This window comes from Rhodoplanes sp. Z2-YC6860, from assembly GCF_001579845.1.
Taxonomy (GTDB): Bacteria; Pseudomonadota; Alphaproteobacteria; order Rhizobiales; family Xanthobacteraceae; genus Z2-YC6860.
Window position 1 is genome coordinate 3931126 of the sequence record NZ_CP007440.1, and the last position, 16715, is coordinate 3947840.

The following is a 16715-nucleotide window of genomic DNA, read 5'->3' on the forward strand; positions in this document are numbered from 1 at the left end:
CCGCAAACCCGCCTTACATCCGACGCATCGGGATTGAAACTGCGCTTCGTCGGGGATCAAACGTGGGGGCGGGGGCATGGCGTTCATGCACTTCTATTGTGCGGACCATCAGCGTGAAATCGCCGGCGGATTTGACTTGGACGTCGACGCATTGCGGCGCCTGCGCCGCGAGCCCGTCCATGTCTATTGTCCGCTGTGTTCAATGACGCATCGTTATCTGCTCGCGGATGCCATCGAAGCGACGTTCGATCGTCGCGAATTGCGGGCCCGCGCTGAGGTGCGGAGCTGACGGTTACGACCTCAAGCTGGCAAAGGCTTGCAGGGCGCGCTCACGCGCAGCGCGATGATCGACGATCGGCTCCGGATAGCTCTTGCCGAACAGGCCGCCGGCACCATTCGCCTCCGGTACGAAGGTGCGGACGTAGTCGTCCCTGGGATCGAATTTTTCGGCCTGAAGCATGGGGTTGAACACGCGAAAGTAGGGCGCCGCATCGGCGCCGCAGCCCGCGACCCATTGCCAGCTCGCCGGATTGTTGGCCGGATCGGCATCGACCAGCGTGTCCCAAAACCACTGCTCGCCGAGTCGCCAGTCGATCAAAAGATGTTTCACCAGAAATGAGGCGACCACCATGCGAACGCGGTTGTGCATCCAACCGGTGCGCCAAAGTTGCCGCATGCCGGCATCGACGATGGGATAGCCGGTTTCCCCTTTCTGCCAGGCGTCCAGGGCTTTGACGTCCTTGCGCCAGGGAAAGCGGTCGAAGCGGCGGTCGATATTGCGTGCGGCGATGTCGGGATAGCGCTGCAGCAGGTGATAGCAGAACTCGCGCCAGCCGAGCTCGGAGAGGAATTTCTCGGCGTCCGACGCGCGAGGGCGTTTGCCGCGATCGGCATGGGCCGCGAGCTGCGCTGCATGCCAGACCTGGAACGGGCTTACTTCGCCGAAGCGAAGGTGCGGTGAGAGTCGCGACGTGCCGGGCAGATCGGGACGGTCGCGTTGTGTCGCATATCCGGAAAGCTCCTCATCCAGGAATTCGCCGAGGCGTTGTTGCGCGCCGATCTCGCCGCGCGTCCAGGTTTCATCCATCTCGGTGGCCCAGTCGGGCGCGGTGGGTTCGAGCTCCCAGTCGTCGAGATTGTCCGACGCGATGCCGCTTACACTTTCGATCTTGCGCGGTGCAGACAGCGGCGTGCGCGGCGCGCCTTTCGCCTGTGCGGTGCGCCAGAACGGCGTGAACACCGACAGCGGCTGTCCGCTTTTGCCCAGCACCGGCGGTTCGTGCAGCAGCGTGGCCTGGAAGGTGCGAACCGCGATGTTCTTCTGCGCGAGTCGCTCGGCCAGAGCATCGTCATGCGCTGCGCCTGCATCGTATCGGCGGTTCCAATGCACGGCCGACACCTTGTGCTCATCTGCCAGTTTCGCGACGATGTCGGCAGCATTCCCGCGGCGCAGCACTAGGCTCGCACCACGTTCTTTCAACGATTTCGCAAGCGCCCGTAACGAGCCCGCAAGCCACCAGCGTGCGGCACCGCCCAGCGGGCGCAGCCCGGACGTGTCGTCGAGCACGTAGAGCGCGATCACCGGCCGCTTGGAACGCACCGCTTCGGCCAGAGCCGGATGATCGGCGACGCGCAAATCGTCACGGAACCAGACCAGGATCGAGGCCGAAGCAGCGGATTCGCGGGATTTTTCAGACATCGGGTCGCTTTGCGTGTGCGGTTTGGATTCCATTAACGACGCTGCGGCGCAATGCGATCATTTGTGCGCGATTTCGCAACACCACCGAAACCATAGGCCGGAATGACGGTGCGCTTCTCCGATCCTTCATGACTTCTTTTCCGTGGAAACGGTAGATGGGTAACGACCAGCCGGGGCTGGCAGGCAACAATAAAAGTGGGCCGGGGGATCGATGGGCCTCGACGTCAATACGCTTTTTCTCGTCACGGTCTATGTCGAGGCCATGCTGGGCCTGCTGCTCTTGTTCACGTGGGTCCAGAACTCATCCATTCTGGCCGTGGCATGGTGGGGGTCGGCGCATATCTTGCGCGCCGGTTCGGTGATGCTGTTCGGCATGTATGGCAGCGTGTCCGACGCAATCTCCATCGATCTCGCCAATGCCGTGCTGTTCACGGCTTTCGCCGCGACCTGGACCGGCGCGCGGGTGTTCGACGGTCGGCCGGTGCAGCCGGCGCTCCTCCTCGGTGGCGGCGTATTCTGGGTTCTCGTGAGCCGCACGCCCTGGGTTGCGGGGTCGATGGACGTCAAGGTGCTGCTGTCTTCCGGCATCATCACGGCCTATACCTGGGCCGCCGCCTACGAATTCTGGCAGGGCCGCAGCGAGCCGCTGGTGTCGCGCTGGCCTGCGATTTTCATGCTGTTCGCCCACGGCGCGCTGTTCCTGCTGCGCACGCCGCTGTCGCAAGTGCTGCCCTGGACGCCGGGCAACATGGTGTTCGAAAGCGTCTGGCTCACGGTGCTGAGCTTCGAGGCGTTGCTGTTCACCATCGCCATCGCCTTCATCCTGCTGGCTATGGCCAAGGAGCGCGCCGAACTGCGCCACAAGACGGCGGCGCTGATCGATCCTTTGACCGGTATTGCCAACCGTCGCGCCTTTCTCGATGGGGTCCATGCCATCAGTCGCCGACAGGGCGCCGAGGCGCGGCCCGTCGCAATGCTTGTTGCGGACCTCGACCACTTCAAGTCGATCAACGACAAGCACGGTCACGCAGTGGGCGACAGCGCGCTTCGGATGTTCGCGGATGTGGCGGGGGCCAAGCTCGGTCCTTGCGATCTCGTCGGACGGCTGGGCGGCGAGGAGTTCGCGATCCTGCTTCATGACACTGGACGCGAGAAGGCACTCGCCACGGGCGAACGCATCCGGCTCGCTTTCGAGCATGCGGCAGCCATGGTCGATGGCCGGCCGGTGCGTGGCACGGTCAGCATCGGCATGGTGACCGCGGAGGCGGGGCTGTTCGATGCTCCGGCGCTGCTGGTGCGCGCCGACGAGGCACTCTACTGCGCCAAGGAACGCGGCCGAAACCGTGTCGAGATTGCGCAGCCGCAGCTTGCATCCGAGCGGCCGCGCGAGCTGCGCGCGCGGCCCCGTGCCGCTGCACAAGGCGCGGCCTAAGCCTCCGGTCAAGCCGTGTTCTGCGGGACGGACACTCCCGCGCATCTGCCATGCCGTGCACGACGTCATGCAAGGCCGGCTGCGCCCAAGCCGGGCATTTGCTATGAAACGGCATGATCGAGAATATCGAATTGGAAAAATGTACGGGTTGCGGCATTTGCGATGTCGTCTGCCCGGCTGATGTCATCCACATGGAGCCACAGCCGGTCGCAACCGAGATCAAGGGGCTCCGCCAGACCAGGCTTCTGCCGGTCATCAAGTTTCGCGAGCACTGCATCACCTGCTTCAGCTGCGAGATTTTCTGCCCGGAGCACATCGTCGATGTGCATCCCTCGGTCAAAAACCGGCCGCGGCCGTGGTGAGCGCTATGGATCAGCTCGACGGCAATCTGATCGACACCGATGTCCTGGTGGTGGGCGGCGGCTCAGGCGGCCTCATGGCGGCGCTGTCGGCCAAGCGTCACGGTCCGCCGGGCACCCGCGTCACGCTGGTGGATTCCTGGCTGATCGGCCGCACCGGCCACACGGCGTTTTCCAATGCCTGGACCATCGTGGCGTTGCCGGGCGACGACATCGACGGCATCCTCCACGAGATCGTCGCCGGGAATGACGGCATCGCCGATCAGGAGCTCGTGCGTCAGTCGCTGATCGACTCGCATGCCCGCCTCAAGGACTTCGAGGCGATGGGAATGCATTTCGGTCGCGACGAGGCGGGCCGCTACAAGCGCCGTCCGACCCGCGGGCTCGATCTCGCGCGCGTGCTCTATCCGGAAGGCGGTGGGCTGGAATTCGCCTGGAAGCAGCGGCTCGCGCTGGAAGCCGAAGGCGTGCAACTCATCGACCGGCTGTTCATCACTGGGCTGATGCGTGGCGCAAGCGGCGACCGCATCATCGGCGCGGTCGGCATCAACAGCCGCACCGGCGAGTTCAACGTCATCAAGGCGCGCTCCACGATCGTTGCGACCAACGCCATCACGTTCCGCTCGGGTTTCGTGCGCGACATCACCGGCACCGGCACATTGCTGGCCTATCGGGCGGGTGCGACGCTGCGCAACGCCGAGTTCTCCTACGTGCGGCCCGGCACCCCGAAGTTCTACTTCGAGGGCATCACGTTTGCGATCCAGGAGGGCGCGAGCTGGGTGAATGCCAAGGGCGAGTCGTTCATGCAGTCGTACGAGCCCGAATGGGGCGACGAAGCCGACGTGCCGCGCATCGCGCGCGCCATGGCGATGGAAAACCGCAAGGGCAACACGCCGCTTTATCTCGACATGTCGGCGATCCCCGAGCAGCTGCGCGAATACTTCATCCAAAGCAAGGTGCGCTGGATGGACAACTTCTTCCGCAAGCTCGGCGACGAAGCCAAGACCGATATGTTCGGCAAGACGCCGTATTACGCGCTCAACCAGATGACCAAGATGGGCATCCGCACCGGCGCCGACTGCCGCTCCGACGTGCCGGGGCTTTTGTCGGCGGGGCTCGCGCAGGCCGGTTGCGCCAATCATTTTGCGGGCTTCCACATCGGGCTTTGCGTCGGCAACGGCTGGATTGCGGGGCGGAGCGCGGTCGAAGACCTCGACACCGCACCACAGCCTTCGCTCGACGCGGCCGAGGTCCGGGCGCTGCACGCGGAAACCCACCAGCCGTTGAACGAGCAGGGCAAGGCGGAATCCGATCGCATCCTGCGCGACCTTCAGGCCGTGATGTTCGCCTACGACATCGGCATTCTGAAGCGCGAGGACCGCTTGCAGAACGCGTTGGAGCGCGTCTCGACGCTGTCCGACGAATTCAAGACTATAGCCGCACCGCATACCCATGAACTGGTGAGGATGAAGGAGACCGAGGCGATGCTGCTTGCGGCGCGCTTCATCCTCGGCGCCTCGCTCTACCGGACCGAGTCGCGCTTAAGCCATTTCCGCGAGGACCACGACCAGCGCGACGACAACAACTGGCTGGTCTGGGTCGATTTGGCCGAAGGCGGCAACGGCCCGGCCTTCAGCAAGACACCCATACCGACGCCTTATTGCTCGGTGGTGCTGCCGCGACGAAAGCCATCGCGGCTCGCCGCACGGCAGTCGGTCGCCGGAGTGTGAGTCACTTCGTCTCGACGATGAAGTCGGTGGTGTTGCCGGTCTCGCCGCTGAGCTTGTTGTCGGAGACGATCAGCGAGGCGCCGGGCGTGATCAGGTCGGCGATCCGGTCCACGGCATCCTGCGGCATGGTGATGCGATCGAGCGCCGCGCGCGGGTCCTGCAGCGGCGCGTGGATGTACTCAAGGTTTCGCGGCTTCCTGTTGTCCGCGGCCTTGACGGGCTTGTAGCTGCTCGGGATCGACACCACGGTCCAGCGCAGAGCGTCGCCTCCAGCCTTGGGCCCCATGGCGGTGTAGACGTGCGTGCCGATCGGCTCGCCAGGGCGTTCGATCGTAACCGGTGTGCTGAACAGCGGCTCCATGTTCTGACGCACGTAGAGCCGCTGCTCCTTGAGACTGATGAACATCGACACGACGCCCTTGCGGCGGATCGGCTCTTTTGCGGCGACGGGCGGGACCACGGGCGGCGACATTGCGACGACAGGCGGCGCCTCCCTGGCCGGCAGCGCCGGAGCCGAGGGCTGAGGCGCTTCGATCTTCGCTCCAGCCATCGGCGCGGCCACGACGTCAGCCTTGGCCATCGCCTCGGCGGCGACAGCCGGCGCTCCCGGCATGGACAGTTCGTCCTGCTCTTCGGTTCGCTGCAGCTTGGTCGGCTGCTCGGATGCCATGGTGTTGCGGACCGGAGTGGGCGCCAGCGGCTTCACCATGTCGGGTGTGATGCCGCGGAGCGTCGGCGAGGCATCTGCCGTTTTCAAAAGCGCCGCGGGCCGTGTGACCACCGGCTCGCTATCGCGCACCGGCGGGGTCTTGGATTCTGAAACGAGCGCAGGCTTCAGGTCGAGCTTGGGAACGGCGTCAGGCTGCGGCGGAGGGGCGGGTAGGTCCTCACCCTTGGCCTTCGCGAAGATCAGTCGGTCATGCTCGATCGCGACCGGAGCGACCTCGTCGCGGGTAATGACCACGCGGGCGCCAAGCTTGGTGCTCTTCCAGAGCAACTGTGCGAAGTCGTTCGGCAGCCGGACGCAGCCATGTGATGCCGGATAACCGGGCAGGGGACCTTCATGCAGTGCCGAGCCTGACCAGGTGATGCGCTGCATGAATGGCATCGGCGCATAATAGAGGTTGGACACGTGATGGCGGCTCTTCTGCAGGATGCTGAAGATGCCCAGCGGCGTCGGGTGTTCGGCCGTGCCCGAGGAAATCTTGCTTTGCGCGACGGCGACGCCGTCGGCGAACAGCGTGGCGCGCTGCTTGTCCAGCGAGACGATGATATGAAGGAGCCCCTTCGGAACGGGCTGCGACTTGTCAGCGTCTGGCTTGGGCTTCCTATCAGCCTTGTTCTCTAACCGCCTTGCCGGTCCGACAGGCCGCTCACTAAAAAACCCGAAAAGGCCGCCCGACGCGCCAGGCGCTGCGGCCGCGCTGGCGGTCCACACGCAGAGCAAGGCCACAACCGACACGCCTGCGACCGTCGCAGTGCGCTTCATTGTCCGTTCTCCCAAGGAAAGACGCAGAATCGCACTGCATTAATGACAAGTTATCTCGCCTTTTAGAATGTTCCATAGCAGTTATTGTTAATTCCCAGGCTTTTGAAGCCCGGACAGAGCCTGTCAGGCTGTCTCTTCGACCAGATCCGGTGCGGTGAACTTGGCTTCGTTGGTGCCGCGCTCGGCCGCCGCCGACCCAAACAGCAGACCTTCCTTCACCTTGGGCATGGTCTTGGCGACGTCGGTGATGACGAGCCCGTGCGTCGGGCAGACGGTCTTGACCTGGAGACGCTCCATCAAGAGATCGAGCCGCGCGCAGTAATTCCGCATGTCGGCCCACTTGGTCCACCACAGCGCCAGATCGGAGAACACCGCGGTGGTGTCCTGAAGGTCGAGCGAGGTCGCTTCCTCGGCAACCAGGCCGCAGTGATGGTCCTCGTGATAGTGGCTGTAGGCGAAGCCGTCGCCGGGGAACAGCACGCGCTCCCGGGTCTCGAAGCCCCACCACGTGGTGCGCATGTCGCGGACCACGGGCTCGACGGCGCGGAAGCTTCGCCCGCCGAGATCGATCTCGTCGTGCTCCTTCATCATCCGCATGCGGTGCTCATGCTGCGGGAAGGCGAGGTGGTAGTCGCTGACGTCGCCCACGAGAATGGCATCGGGAAACCGCGTCAGCACGCGGCCGAGGCCGCCGCAATGTGGTGTCTCCTGGTGGGTGACGAACAGATATTTCAGCGGCGGCCGGCCGGGCAGAAGCTTGTTGAGCTGGCCTTCGGTGATCGGGAAGTCCTTGGGATGGCCGGTCTCGACCAGCATCGAGGCGGTCTCGCCGACGATCAGGAACGAGGCGTTGCAGCCGTGATAGATCTTGCCCTGCTGGCGCTGCTCGAGGCATTCGCCGAGCCAGAAGATGCCCGGTGCGACCTCGCGCGGCAGCGGGTTGGGACGGTTGAGCGTGCCCTGATGACGCATCGCCATGTCGATCACCTTTCCTCGTCGCGGCTGACGTAGCGCGACGTCGCGACGGATTTGTCCAGCGACCTGAGCACGTCATCGAGCAGCTTGATGTGTTTCTCGACGGTCTTCTTGCCGCGCAGGATGCAGCCATAGCCCGGCGCCAGCGTCTCGATGTCGTGCTTGCTCAGGATCTTGTCGATGCCCTTCCTGAGCTTCGCGGTGTCGACACCCTCGAGCCACCAGTAGCGGGTGTTGAGCAGGAACGAGCGCACCTTGTCGAAGTCAGTTGGATCGTCGTCGCCGTCCTCGATGATCCACGGACCTTCCGGCTTGTCCCGCCAACTGTGCGTCCACATGTCCGAGGTAAGCAATGTCTTGGTCGCCTCGTCGTAGATCCAGCGCGTCGCGATCAGGCGGATCGGCGCCTGATAGACCACGACGGGACGGCCGAGCGCGCCAATGGGGATCGTCTCCTCACGGCCGATGGTGGTGATGTTCAGTGTATCGAGCGTGTCCTTGCCGGAATCGGAACCGGCGCCGAAATCGAACCAGAACGCCGCGTCCGGGTTGCCGGTGAAGCATTCCTTGACGTTGAAGTAGAGCGTGAACGGGTCGATGTTCTGGATCGACATGAACTCGTTCAGCCGCAGCGGCAGGAGCGACAGCGGCAGCTTCCGGTCGATCAGCGACTCGATCTGGGCGCGGAGCTTGGGCTCATCGCCGCCGAAGCCTGTGTCGATCAGCCAGGCGGCGTCGGGCTGGCGCAGCACGTAGCAGTTCGTCACCGAGTAGCCGCGGGCGCTGGCCGGATAGGAACTGACCCGGCCGTCGAGCTTCATGGGGTTTTGAAGGGCAAACAGCTTGTCTTTGAAAAGCTCGCGGATGTTGTCGTTCCTGGTGCGATCGAGCACGTCGGTTCCTTCCAGCGTTTCGCAGTCCCACCGGATTTTAGTTTGATTTTGGGGCGCTCCGGTCCGCCACTTCTATCAAGAGTCCTGGCCCCGCGCCACGCAGGGCCAGGCGCCAGTCGACGCATACCGCGCTTGGGCTAGGGGCTGCGGGCTACCACCATTTGGCGCGCTTGCGCAGCGCCGCGTTGGCGTCATTGGCCTCCTGCACGATGCGGTCGGCGTTGAGGTGGGTCAGTTTGCCGCCTTTCTTGAGGATGCGGCCGTCGACCATCACCGTGTCGACATTGCCGGGCTGGGCCGCGGTCACCATCATCACGGCCGGATGGCCGAACACGCCGAGGTTCGGCACCCTGGTGTTGACCATGATCAGGTCGGCGCGCTTGCCGGGCTTCAGCGATCCGACCTTGTCATCGATGCCCATCGAGCGCGCGCCCTCGATGGTGGCAAGCTCGAGCACCCGGCGCGCCGAGATCTTGAACTCGTTCTCGGCCCGGCCGTTCTCGATGCCCTGCGCGGTCTTCATGATGGCGAACATGTCGGCGTTGCCGACCAGCTCGACGGTGTCGACCGAGAGCCCAACCGGGATATCGGCGTCGATAAAGGCGGAGATCGGAGCCAGGCCGAACCCGATGCGAAGCTCGGACGTCGGCGAGACGCTGATGGTCGCACCCGCTGCCTTCATGGCGCTGATCTCGTCGGGCGTCGCATAAACCGCGTGGATGACCTGCACGTTCTTCAGCATGCCGGCCTTGTCGAGGCCCGCGATCTGTCCGACGGCGGTTTTCGAGCCGCTGGAATGCACCGACACCGGCAGCCCGAGCCGCTGCGCGGCCTCGAACTCCGCGCGCCAGACCGCCTCTGGCACCGCATTGGCCGGCTGGTTTCCGCCTTGGCCGCGCCACGCCATGCCAAGCGTGAGCAGCTGGCCGTTGGAGTACTGAGTCCAGTCGTCCTTGAGTTTCTCAAGATCGGCAAGGTCGATGGTCTGCTTGAGATCATGGCCTTGCATCGGCCCGTAGGAAAAGCGACCGCGGATGCCGGCCTCCTTGAGGGCGCGCAGGTCGGCGCGGGCGAAATCTGGATTGCGGATGTTGTGCGCCCAGTTGTGAACGGAGGTGATGCCGGAGCTGATCGCCTCAAGAGCCGCAAGCCGCGTGCCTTGATAGATGTCGTCGGGCGTGAACTGCGCGCCAAGCTGCGCCGTGGTGCGGAAATAGCCGTAGTCGGGTTTCTCGCCGGACATGCCGCGCAGCAGCGAATTCCACATGTGCCAGTGGGTCTCGACGAAACCCGGCAACACGATCATGCCGCGGCCGTCGATGACGGTGGCGCCGCCGGCGGTATTGACCTTCTCGTCGACCGCGACGATTTCGCCGTTGCGGACTTGGACATGGCCATCGGGAATGTCGCCGATGCCCTTTTCCATCGACATCACGTAGGCGTTGCGGATGATGTAGTTGCCGCGCGGCGGCAGACTGGGGCCCTCGAGAGGCGGCACCGCGTTTGCCGCTGCGATGTTCCTTTTGGGCTGAGGCCTCCTTGGCGCCGTGTTTCTCTCTTGGGCGTTGGCTGCACCCAGCGCGAGCCCTGTCACGCCGAATGCTGTCGCACCTGCGAGCAGGCGGCGCCTGGTCCAACTCCCACGGTCGTCGAAATCCGTCATGACTTTTTCCCCGGCGAAATCGGTATCGAATTGGTTTGGGCGGCTCTTTTGGCATCGGCCGTTCGGGGGCAGAGGCTATTTGAGCGCGCCGTAAGGTCAATGGATGGGCACGAATTCTCCCGGACTGTGACTTGGGATCGAGTTGTTGTCGGGAACGGCCGCGGTGACCGATTGTTGGTCACACATGCTGTTGAAGACCATCGCATTTCTGGCCGTCATTCTGAGCGCGCTGGCGCTCATCCCCTACGGCGCGCATCTGTTCTCGCTGCCCAACAAGATCGGTATGACGCGGGAGCAATATTTTGTCGCGCAGTCGATCTATCGTGGCTGGGCGCTGCTGTCGTTCATTCTGATCCCGGCGATGCTGGTCAACGTTGTGCTGGCCGTGATGCTGTGGGGCAGGGCAGGCTTTGGGTTCGCGGTCGCAGGCTGCATCTGCATGGCGGCAACTCTCGCGGTGTTTTTCGCCTTCACCTATCCGGTCAATGTCGTGACGCAGAACTGGACCGTGGCGCAACCCGATTGGGAAATGCTGCGTCGAAACTGGGAATACTCCCACGCGGCGAACGCCGTGCTGGCCTTTGCTGCGTTCTGTCTGATCGTGCTCGCGTCGCTTGCGCCGCGGCGCTAATCGCGGCCGAAGGCGTGGCGCAGTTCATCCTTGGCGCGCTGCAAGACCTTCTTTCGCGACGCAGGAAGGTTCTTGCCGGCACGATTGATGTAGAACGTCAGCATCGACAGCGCCGAGCGATACGGATTGGCCTTGCGACGCGAGCTATGTTCCGCCGAACGCTTCAGCGAGCGGGCAATGGCCTTGGGATCCTTCTTCTCGAACACGCCTTTCTGCAGGTCGAGCGCGTCGCTCTCGCGGGTCACCCGCGCCGACCAGCGCCGGCCGCCGCGTTTGGTTGTGGAGCGCCGTGCGCTTGACGTCCGGGACTTGCGTTTTTTGGCCATGGCCTTGCTCCGAAACGGTTCGCAGGGACAATCGCAAGTGCGTGGCTTCGTTCCCGGGGACGGTTTGGCGCGTTGACAACCGCGCCAAAGGCAGCGCGATATGACGGCTCGCCGCATCACGGCCAGGATGTTGCGGCCGCAGGGAGGTGTGCATGGTCGGGAAATCACGGGCAGCCTTGGTCGCCGCGGTTGTCGTGCTTTCGATGGGTTGCGTTCTGTCTGCACAGGCGCAAGCTCCGACCCAGGGCTATCCAAACCGGCTGATCCGCATCCTCCAAGGCTTCCCGCCGGGCGGCAATGTGGACATCATCGCCCGTATCCTGGGCGCCGAGATGGAGAAAACCCTCGGCCAGTCGATCGTCGTCGAGGCGAAACCGGGACTCGCCGGTGCGCTTGCGGCTGAAACCGTCGCCCGCTCCGACCCCGACGGCTACACGCTGCTTGTGTTGCCGAGCGCACACCCGGCCTATGGCGCGCTCGCCAAGAACGTGAAGTTCAAAGTCGTCGACGACTTCACCTGGATATCGGTCGCGAGCTTCTATCCGTTCATGATCGCCGTGAAAGCGGACTCGCGTTTCAAGACCATCAAGCAACTCCTCGACGAGGCGAAGGCCAGGCCGGGCGAATTGAAATACGGTTCGGCCGGCGTCGGCTCGATCCTGCACACCACGGTCGAACTCCTCGGCAACCAGACCAAGACCAAGTTCCTGCACGTGCCCTATCGGGGGGAGGCGCCGGCGATCACCGGCGTGCTCACCGGGGATGTCGACTTCATCGCGGCCACCACCGGTCCGATCAGCTCGCGCATCAAGTCCGGCGAATTCCGCGCGCTCGCGGTCACCGGCAAGACGCGCTGGCCGGATTTCCCCGATGTGCCGACGGTCGACGAAACGGTGGCGCCGGGCTTCGAGGTGATTTCCTGGACCGGCGTGGCCGGTCCGGCCAACATGCCGAAGCCGATCGTCGACCGGCTCAATGGCGAAGTGAGGAAGGCGCTCGCGGTGCCTGACGTGAAGCAGAAGCTTCAGGCCATGGGTGGCGATCCGCGCGGCACGACGCCTGACGAGATGAAGGATCTGGTCTCGCGCCAATACGAGACCTGGAAGAAGCTCGCAGCCGAGGCCAACATCTCGATCAACTAGGGCGGCGAGGCGGGGGGAGGGGGCTGGGGCGCGTCCACCCTGAGTCGTGGTTATGGATTCCGGATCGCCGCTACGCGCCGTCCGGAATGACGGCGGTGGATACGGCTCACACCGCGTCTTCTTCGATTCACATTTCAAACAGCCCGCGCTTTTCAGCGCATCATTCAGCAGCAGCATTTCAGCAGCATTGGTACAGGCGTGATTCATCGGCCCCTTCAGATCAGGCGCGGGGCCAGCGCCTCTCTCTTTTTCCTTCCCCTCACAGAGTGAGGGAGCGGAGCGCCGAGACGGCGCAGATATCTGGGCGCTTTGCGAAGGCGCCCGCGGACCTTTGCGATCAGGTCCGCTCGCCTCCCGGCGCTCCACTGTGGCGATTTATTACGAGGCCACCGTTCGAGTTTCGATCGGACCGGCTGGGCTTTCACCCACCATGCTCCAGGGGCATTTGCGCCCGCTTTCACCCGATCGCGCCCTGCCACTGAAGGCGGCCCCCTCATCGGGGACGGACAATGACCTCGCACCCTGGGACGTGGTCACGAACCACGCCTGCAGGCGCCACACCCCGCTCCGCCAAATAGACGTCTCTAGATGACGCCCTCAGCGAACGAGGCAAATTCGCGTCTACATCTGAATCGCGAAAATGCAAAATCGGAAAAAGCATCCACGCCGATGTTGGGCTTCTTGCATCAGTGCCAACCGGTTATGGCGCGAACGTTTCTGCCGATCGTATCCTACTGCCGCGAGCCAGTGGTTGGCGGCGGCGATGCGGGCGTTGCGTTGCCGGGCTTGGCTCCGGTGTAGGCGACGCGCCAGATCGTGCCGCCGGTGTCGTCGGCGACCAGCAGAGCGCCATCCTTGGCGACAGCGAGCGCCGCCGGCCGGCCCCAGACTTCGGCGCGGTGCAGGCCCGAGACCCAGAAGCCGGTCATGAAGTTCTGATAGAAGCCCTGCGGTTTGCCATCCTTGAACGGCACGCGCACGACCTTATAACCGGTCGGCTCGGAGCGGTTCCACGAGCCTTTCAGTGCGACGAAGGCGTCGCCCTTGTACTCACTCGGGAACTGCGAGCCGGTGTAGAACACGATGTCCAGCGCGGATGAATGCGCCTGGAACAACACATCGGGCGTGACGGCCGCTTTGACCTTGTCAGGCCGAAGCTGCGCAAAACCCGGTTGCGGATGGTGGCCGATATAAGAATAGGGCCAGCCGTAGAACGCACCTTGCTTCACGTGGATCATGTAGTCGGGGGCGAGATTGTCGCCGAGGCCATCGCGCTCCTGGACCACGGCATAGAGTTCGCCGGTGTCGGGCTGGAAGGCGAGGGCAGTCGGATTGCGCGTGCCTGACGCGTAAGTGGTCTGGTTGCCGCCGTCGGCATCGAAGCGCTGGATCGAGGCCTTCACCGCCGGCTCGACGCCGATATTGCCGGACGAGCCGACGCCGACGAACAGACCGCCGGTCTTCGGATCGATGGCAAGGTGACGGTTGGCATGACCCATGACGATGCCGAACACGCCCTTCTTGGTCAGCATCTTTTCTCCGACCAGGGCCGGCGTGGGCTTGCGCTGATCGAGCGGCACGTCGGCGGCCTTGGTGTCGCCGCCGCCTGCGCCGGGGCGCAGCGCACCGAGCCGATGCGGCACCTCCCAGATGCCGTCCTGATCGGCGACCAGGATCTTGCCGTCGCGCCAGGCGAGGCCGTACGGGCCGTTCAGGCCTTCGATGTGGCGGTCGATCCAATCGGCTTTGCCGTCGCCATCGTCGTCGCGCAGCAGCGTGACGTAGCCAACCTTCTGTTCGGCGACGAGCACATCGCCATTCGGCAGCACCAGCAGGCGGCGCGGATGCTCGAGCCCGGTGACGAAAGGCGTTGCGGTGAAACCCTCCGGCACGTTCGGCGCCTGACCGGTGAAAGGCACGGTCATCGAGCGGCTCGCCGCGATCGGTCCGGTCTTTGGTGGTGGCAGGTCGTCGGCCTTGATCGTGATGCGCCGGCCGATCTCCTGATCGGGCAGCGCGGCCGGACTGTCGGGCGCGGCTTGAGGCTTCGGCGAAGCCGCAGGCGCGCTCTGCGCCCGGGCCGTCGAGGCAAGGGGAATGGACAGGGCGGCGATGCCAAGCGCCAAACCTGTCGCCCTTAACAAGCCTGCCGCGGTCAACATGAGATGAATTCTAAGATGTCGCATTGGACTCTCCATGTGCTCCGACCAAGGACGATGAGATCAATTCGGTTGGATCGCCGGCTGTTCCCTCCGCCTCATCAGGCGGCGGCATTGCCGGACCGGGCATGTCCCGTGGCTACGACGTGGACTTATTAACCCGCCGCCATGGTCTGATCGACGCAACAAAGCGTGAGAGGAGCTTATCCGGAGCGAACGAAGCGAACCCGCAGCTGCCGAAACGATTAATCAGGATTCTGCGCGATCTGTAGAATATCGTCCGGCAGCACCACCCAGTGATGTTTGTTTTGCGTCCATACCGCCCGGCTGGGCTTTGGAAATGTCGGATCGGCGAACGAACCGACAGATATGCCGATCAGGTCTGCGGGCATCTCGCGCTCCCAGTATACGGTGCTGCCGCAGACCGGGCAAAAATGATTGGTGACCGAGTAGCCGCGCTCGCCGGTCCGGCTGAATTTTGTGGAGCGCCCGCCGGTCTCGATGATGTTTGCGCGTTTGTAGAATGCGGCGTTACCCAATACGCTGCCGGTGCGATGCTGACATTTGAAGCAATGGCAAATTGCGACAATTAAAGGTTCACCGCGGCATCGGATGAAGAGTTGTCCGCACATGCAAGTCGACTTGCGTTCCTCCATATTCGTTACCTCTCCGCGAGCCATCGCGAGAACTTCCAATCCAGGAACTCAGCCTATCGCGGTTGCATTGCAGACGCGAGCGTTGGGAAAGCGTCAGGCCGTGGCGGGGCCGGCGAGTTTCGCCTAAGCTTACGGACGCCATCGCATCGCGCCTTTCAAGGAGTTGTGATTATGCCGAACGCCGCCATTCCATTCGACGCCGCCCGTCTCGACAGATTGATGGACGAAGCCGGTATGGATGTCCTGATCGCCACGTCGAAGCACAATGTGCAGTACTTGCTCGGCGGTCACCGCGCGTTTTTCTTTGACTACATGGATGCGATGGGCTTGAGCCGTTATCTGCCGGTGATGGTCTATGCCAAGGGCGCGCCGGACAAGGCGGCTTATTTCGGCCATCGCCTCGAGAACTTCCAGCGCGAGAACCATCCGTTCTGGACCAGCGTGCAGCAGTGCAATTCGTCTGGTTCGGTCGACACCATGCAGAAGGCGATCGAGTACATCAAAAAGTCCGGGATCAAGACCGCCGGCGTCGGCGCCGAACTGTCGTTCCTGCCGGTCGACGCCGGCAAGGCCTTGCAAGATGCATTCGCCGGCACGCCGGTGAAGGACGCGCTGTTCGTGCTGGAGCGCATGCGCTCCATCAAGACCAAGGACGAGCTTGCGAAGCTCAAGATCGCCTCAGAGGCTGTGATCGAATCCATGAAGGCCGTGATCGCGGGTCACAAGCCCGGCGCCAGCAAGGACGAGCTCACCGAAGCGCTGCGCCGCGAGGAGACCAATCGCGGTCTCACGTTCGAATATTGCCTGATCACCGCGGGCACGTCGCTGAACCGTGCGCCGTCCGAGCAGGTCTGGGGCGAGGGCGATATCCTGTCGCTCGACTCCGGCGGCAACTACCACGGCTACATCGGCGACGTCTGCCGCATGGCAATCCACGGCGAGCCGGATGCCGAGCTTCAGGACATGCTGGCCGACATCGAGGAGGTCCAGCGCGCTTCGATGAAGCCGATCAAGGCCGGCGCCATGGGCAGCGAAGTCTATCGCGTGGCCGAGGAACGCCTCGCCAAGTCGAAGTATCACAACAACATGCATTTCCTGGCGCACGGCATGGGGCTGGTCAGCCACGAGGCGCCGCGGCTGACCAACACCGGCCCGGTGCCATACGACGACTACGATGCCCACCGGCCGCTCGAAGCCGGCATGGTGATCTCGGTCGAGACCACGCTCGCCCATCCAAAGCGCGGCTTCATCAAGCTCGAGGACACCGCGATCGTGACGCCGTCCGGCTGCGACATCTATGGCGAAGGCGCACGCGGCTGGAATCGGGGCGGTACGGCCGCCCGCTGAGGTGCGATGGTGGTGTTGGCGTCGGCCTCCGCCATTGCGGCCGAAGCCGGAGTTTTCGGATTCCGAACGGCTGATGCGCTCCGAATCCTCTTGAATTGACCACCCGGTTCAGAGGATCATTTCCAAACAAGAAACGATTGAGACAGCCGGATTGCGCCTCCGCGAGGAGGGCCGGGGACTCTCACGACGGTCAGTCACGTCGTGTGGTCCGGAG

General features: G+C 63.8%; 15 protein-coding genes. 7 read left to right on the forward strand and 8 right to left on the reverse strand.

Going from position 1 to position 16715, the window contains the following annotated elements:
• Nucleotides 1–76 precede the first annotated feature (76 nt).
• On the forward strand, nt 77–289 hold the full coding sequence (locus RHPLAN_RS18140; protein WP_068020483.1) for a hypothetical protein: 213 nt from the start codon (nt 77–79) through the stop codon (nt 287–289).
• A 3-nt stretch (nt 290–292) separates the two neighbouring features.
• Here RHPLAN_RS18140 and RHPLAN_RS18145 read toward each other — a convergent pair whose 3' ends face one another.
• Nucleotides 293–1699: a cryptochrome/photolyase family protein gene (locus RHPLAN_RS18145; protein WP_068031442.1), complete on the reverse strand. Its 1407-nt coding sequence runs from the start codon at nt 1697–1699 to the stop codon at nt 293–295.
• Between the two features lie 211 nt (nt 1700–1910).
• Here RHPLAN_RS18145 and RHPLAN_RS18150 point away from each other — a divergent pair, with 211 nt between their 5' ends.
• From RHPLAN_RS18150 to RHPLAN_RS18160, 3 genes are all read left to right on the forward strand, one after another.
• Nucleotides 1911–3131, forward strand: a complete 1221-nt coding sequence (locus tag RHPLAN_RS18150) for a GGDEF domain-containing protein (protein WP_068020487.1) — start codon at nt 1911–1913, stop codon at nt 3129–3131.
• A 113-nt stretch (nt 3132–3244) separates the two neighbouring features.
• The gene (locus tag RHPLAN_RS18155) at nt 3245–3493 is read left to right on the forward strand and encodes a 4Fe-4S dicluster domain-containing protein (RefSeq protein ID WP_068020489.1); all 249 of its coding nucleotides are present in this window, start codon (nt 3245–3247) and stop codon (nt 3491–3493) included.
• Nucleotides 3494–3498: 5 nt separating this feature from the next.
• Nucleotides 3499–5220: an FAD-dependent oxidoreductase gene (locus RHPLAN_RS18160; RefSeq protein WP_068020494.1), complete on the forward strand. Its 1722-nt coding sequence runs from the start codon at nt 3499–3501 to the stop codon at nt 5218–5220.
• A gap of 1 nt (nt 5221) precedes the next feature.
• Here RHPLAN_RS18160 and RHPLAN_RS18165 read toward each other — a convergent pair whose 3' ends face one another.
• The 4 genes from RHPLAN_RS18165 to RHPLAN_RS18180 all read right to left on the reverse strand — a co-directional run bounded on the left by RHPLAN_RS18165 (nt 5222) and on the right by RHPLAN_RS18180 (nt 10240).
• Complete coding sequence (locus tag RHPLAN_RS18165) at nt 5222–6709, reverse strand: L,D-transpeptidase (RefSeq protein ID WP_068020498.1); 1488 nt, start codon at nt 6707–6709, stop codon at nt 5222–5224.
• A gap of 123 nt (nt 6710–6832) precedes the next feature.
• A complete protein-coding gene (locus RHPLAN_RS18170; protein WP_068020503.1) occupies nt 6833–7687 on the reverse strand; it encodes an MBL fold metallo-hydrolase in 855 nt (284 codons plus the stop codon).
• Nucleotides 7688–7692: 5 nt separating this feature from the next.
• The gene (locus RHPLAN_RS18175; RefSeq protein WP_068020507.1) at nt 7693–8577 is read right to left on the reverse strand and encodes a hypothetical protein; all 885 of its coding nucleotides are present in this window, start codon (nt 8575–8577) and stop codon (nt 7693–7695) included.
• Between the two features lie 151 nt (nt 8578–8728).
• Nucleotides 8729–10240 carry an amidohydrolase family protein gene (locus RHPLAN_RS18180; protein WP_084245123.1) on the reverse strand — a complete coding sequence of 504 codons (1512 nt, stop codon included), beginning with the start codon at nt 10238–10240 and terminating at the stop codon, nt 8729–8731.
• Nucleotides 10241–10403: 163 nt separating this feature from the next.
• Between RHPLAN_RS18180 and RHPLAN_RS18185 the strand changes: the two genes are divergently transcribed.
• The gene (locus tag RHPLAN_RS18185) at nt 10404–10871 is read left to right on the forward strand and encodes a DUF1772 domain-containing protein (protein ID WP_237180173.1); all 468 of its coding nucleotides are present in this window, start codon (nt 10404–10406) and stop codon (nt 10869–10871) included.
• Here RHPLAN_RS18185 and RHPLAN_RS18190 read toward each other — a convergent pair.
• Complete coding sequence (locus tag RHPLAN_RS18190) at nt 10868–11197, reverse strand: DUF3175 domain-containing protein (RefSeq protein ID WP_068020510.1); 330 nt, start codon at nt 11195–11197, stop codon at nt 10868–10870. The two genes, RHPLAN_RS18185 and RHPLAN_RS18190, sit on opposite strands and share 4 nt — an antisense overlap.
• 152 nt (nt 11198–11349) lie before the next feature.
• Here RHPLAN_RS18190 and RHPLAN_RS18195 point away from each other — a divergent pair, with 152 nt between their 5' ends.
• Complete coding sequence (locus tag RHPLAN_RS18195; protein ID WP_084245125.1) at nt 11350–12339, forward strand: Bug family tripartite tricarboxylate transporter substrate binding protein; 990 nt, start codon at nt 11350–11352, stop codon at nt 12337–12339.
• Between the two features lie 731 nt (nt 12340–13070).
• Here RHPLAN_RS18195 and RHPLAN_RS18200 read toward each other — a convergent pair.
• Nucleotides 13071–14465, reverse strand: coding sequence for a PQQ-dependent sugar dehydrogenase (locus RHPLAN_RS18200; protein WP_068020515.1), 1395 nt, complete (start codon nt 14463–14465; stop codon nt 13071–13073).
• 278 nt (nt 14466–14743) lie between these two features.
• On the reverse strand, nt 14744–15154 hold the full coding sequence (locus RHPLAN_RS18205) for a GFA family protein (protein ID WP_068020518.1): 411 nt from the start codon (nt 15152–15154) through the stop codon (nt 14744–14746).
• A 171-nt stretch (nt 15155–15325) separates the two neighbouring features.
• On the opposite strand from RHPLAN_RS18205, the gene RHPLAN_RS18210 reads away from it, so the two are divergent.
• A complete protein-coding gene (locus RHPLAN_RS18210) occupies nt 15326–16501 on the forward strand; it encodes a M24 family metallopeptidase (protein ID WP_068020524.1) in 1176 nt (391 codons plus the stop codon).
• Nucleotides 16502–16715: the final 214 nt, after the last annotated feature.

Bases quoted from the DNA above. Each gene is read 5' to 3' on its own strand.
- RHPLAN_RS18140 (WP_068020483.1), top strand. From the start codon at position 77: ATGGCGTTCATGCACTTCTATTGTGCGGACCATCAGCGTGAAATCGCC.
- RHPLAN_RS18145 (WP_068031442.1), bottom strand. From the start codon at position 1,699: ATGTCTGAAAAATCCCGCGAATCCGCTGCTTCGGCCTCGATCCTGGTC.
- RHPLAN_RS18150 (WP_068020487.1), top strand. From the start codon at position 1,911: ATGGGCCTCGACGTCAATACGCTTTTTCTCGTCACGGTCTATGTCGAG.
- RHPLAN_RS18155 (WP_068020489.1), top strand. From the start codon at position 3,245: ATGATCGAGAATATCGAATTGGAAAAATGTACGGGTTGCGGCATTTGC.
- RHPLAN_RS18160 (WP_068020494.1), top strand. From the start codon at position 3,499: ATGGATCAGCTCGACGGCAATCTGATCGACACCGATGTCCTGGTGGTG.
- RHPLAN_RS18165 (WP_068020498.1), bottom strand. From the start codon at position 6,709: ATGAAGCGCACTGCGACGGTCGCAGGCGTGTCGGTTGTGGCCTTGCTC.
- RHPLAN_RS18170 (WP_068020503.1), bottom strand. From the start codon at position 7,687: ATGGCGATGCGTCATCAGGGCACGCTCAACCGTCCCAACCCGCTGCCG.
- RHPLAN_RS18180 (WP_084245123.1), bottom strand. From the start codon at position 10,240: ATGACGGATTTCGACGACCGTGGGAGTTGGACCAGGCGCCGCCTGCTC.
- RHPLAN_RS18190 (WP_068020510.1), bottom strand. From the start codon at position 11,197: ATGGCCAAAAAACGCAAGTCCCGGACGTCAAGCGCACGGCGCTCCACA.
- RHPLAN_RS18195 (WP_084245125.1), top strand. From the start codon at position 11,350: ATGGTCGGGAAATCACGGGCAGCCTTGGTCGCCGCGGTTGTCGTGCTT.
- RHPLAN_RS18205 (WP_068020518.1), bottom strand. From the start codon at position 15,154: ATGGAGGAACGCAAGTCGACTTGCATGTGCGGACAACTCTTCATCCGA.
- RHPLAN_RS18210 (WP_068020524.1), top strand. From the start codon at position 15,326: ATGCCGAACGCCGCCATTCCATTCGACGCCGCCCGTCTCGACAGATTG.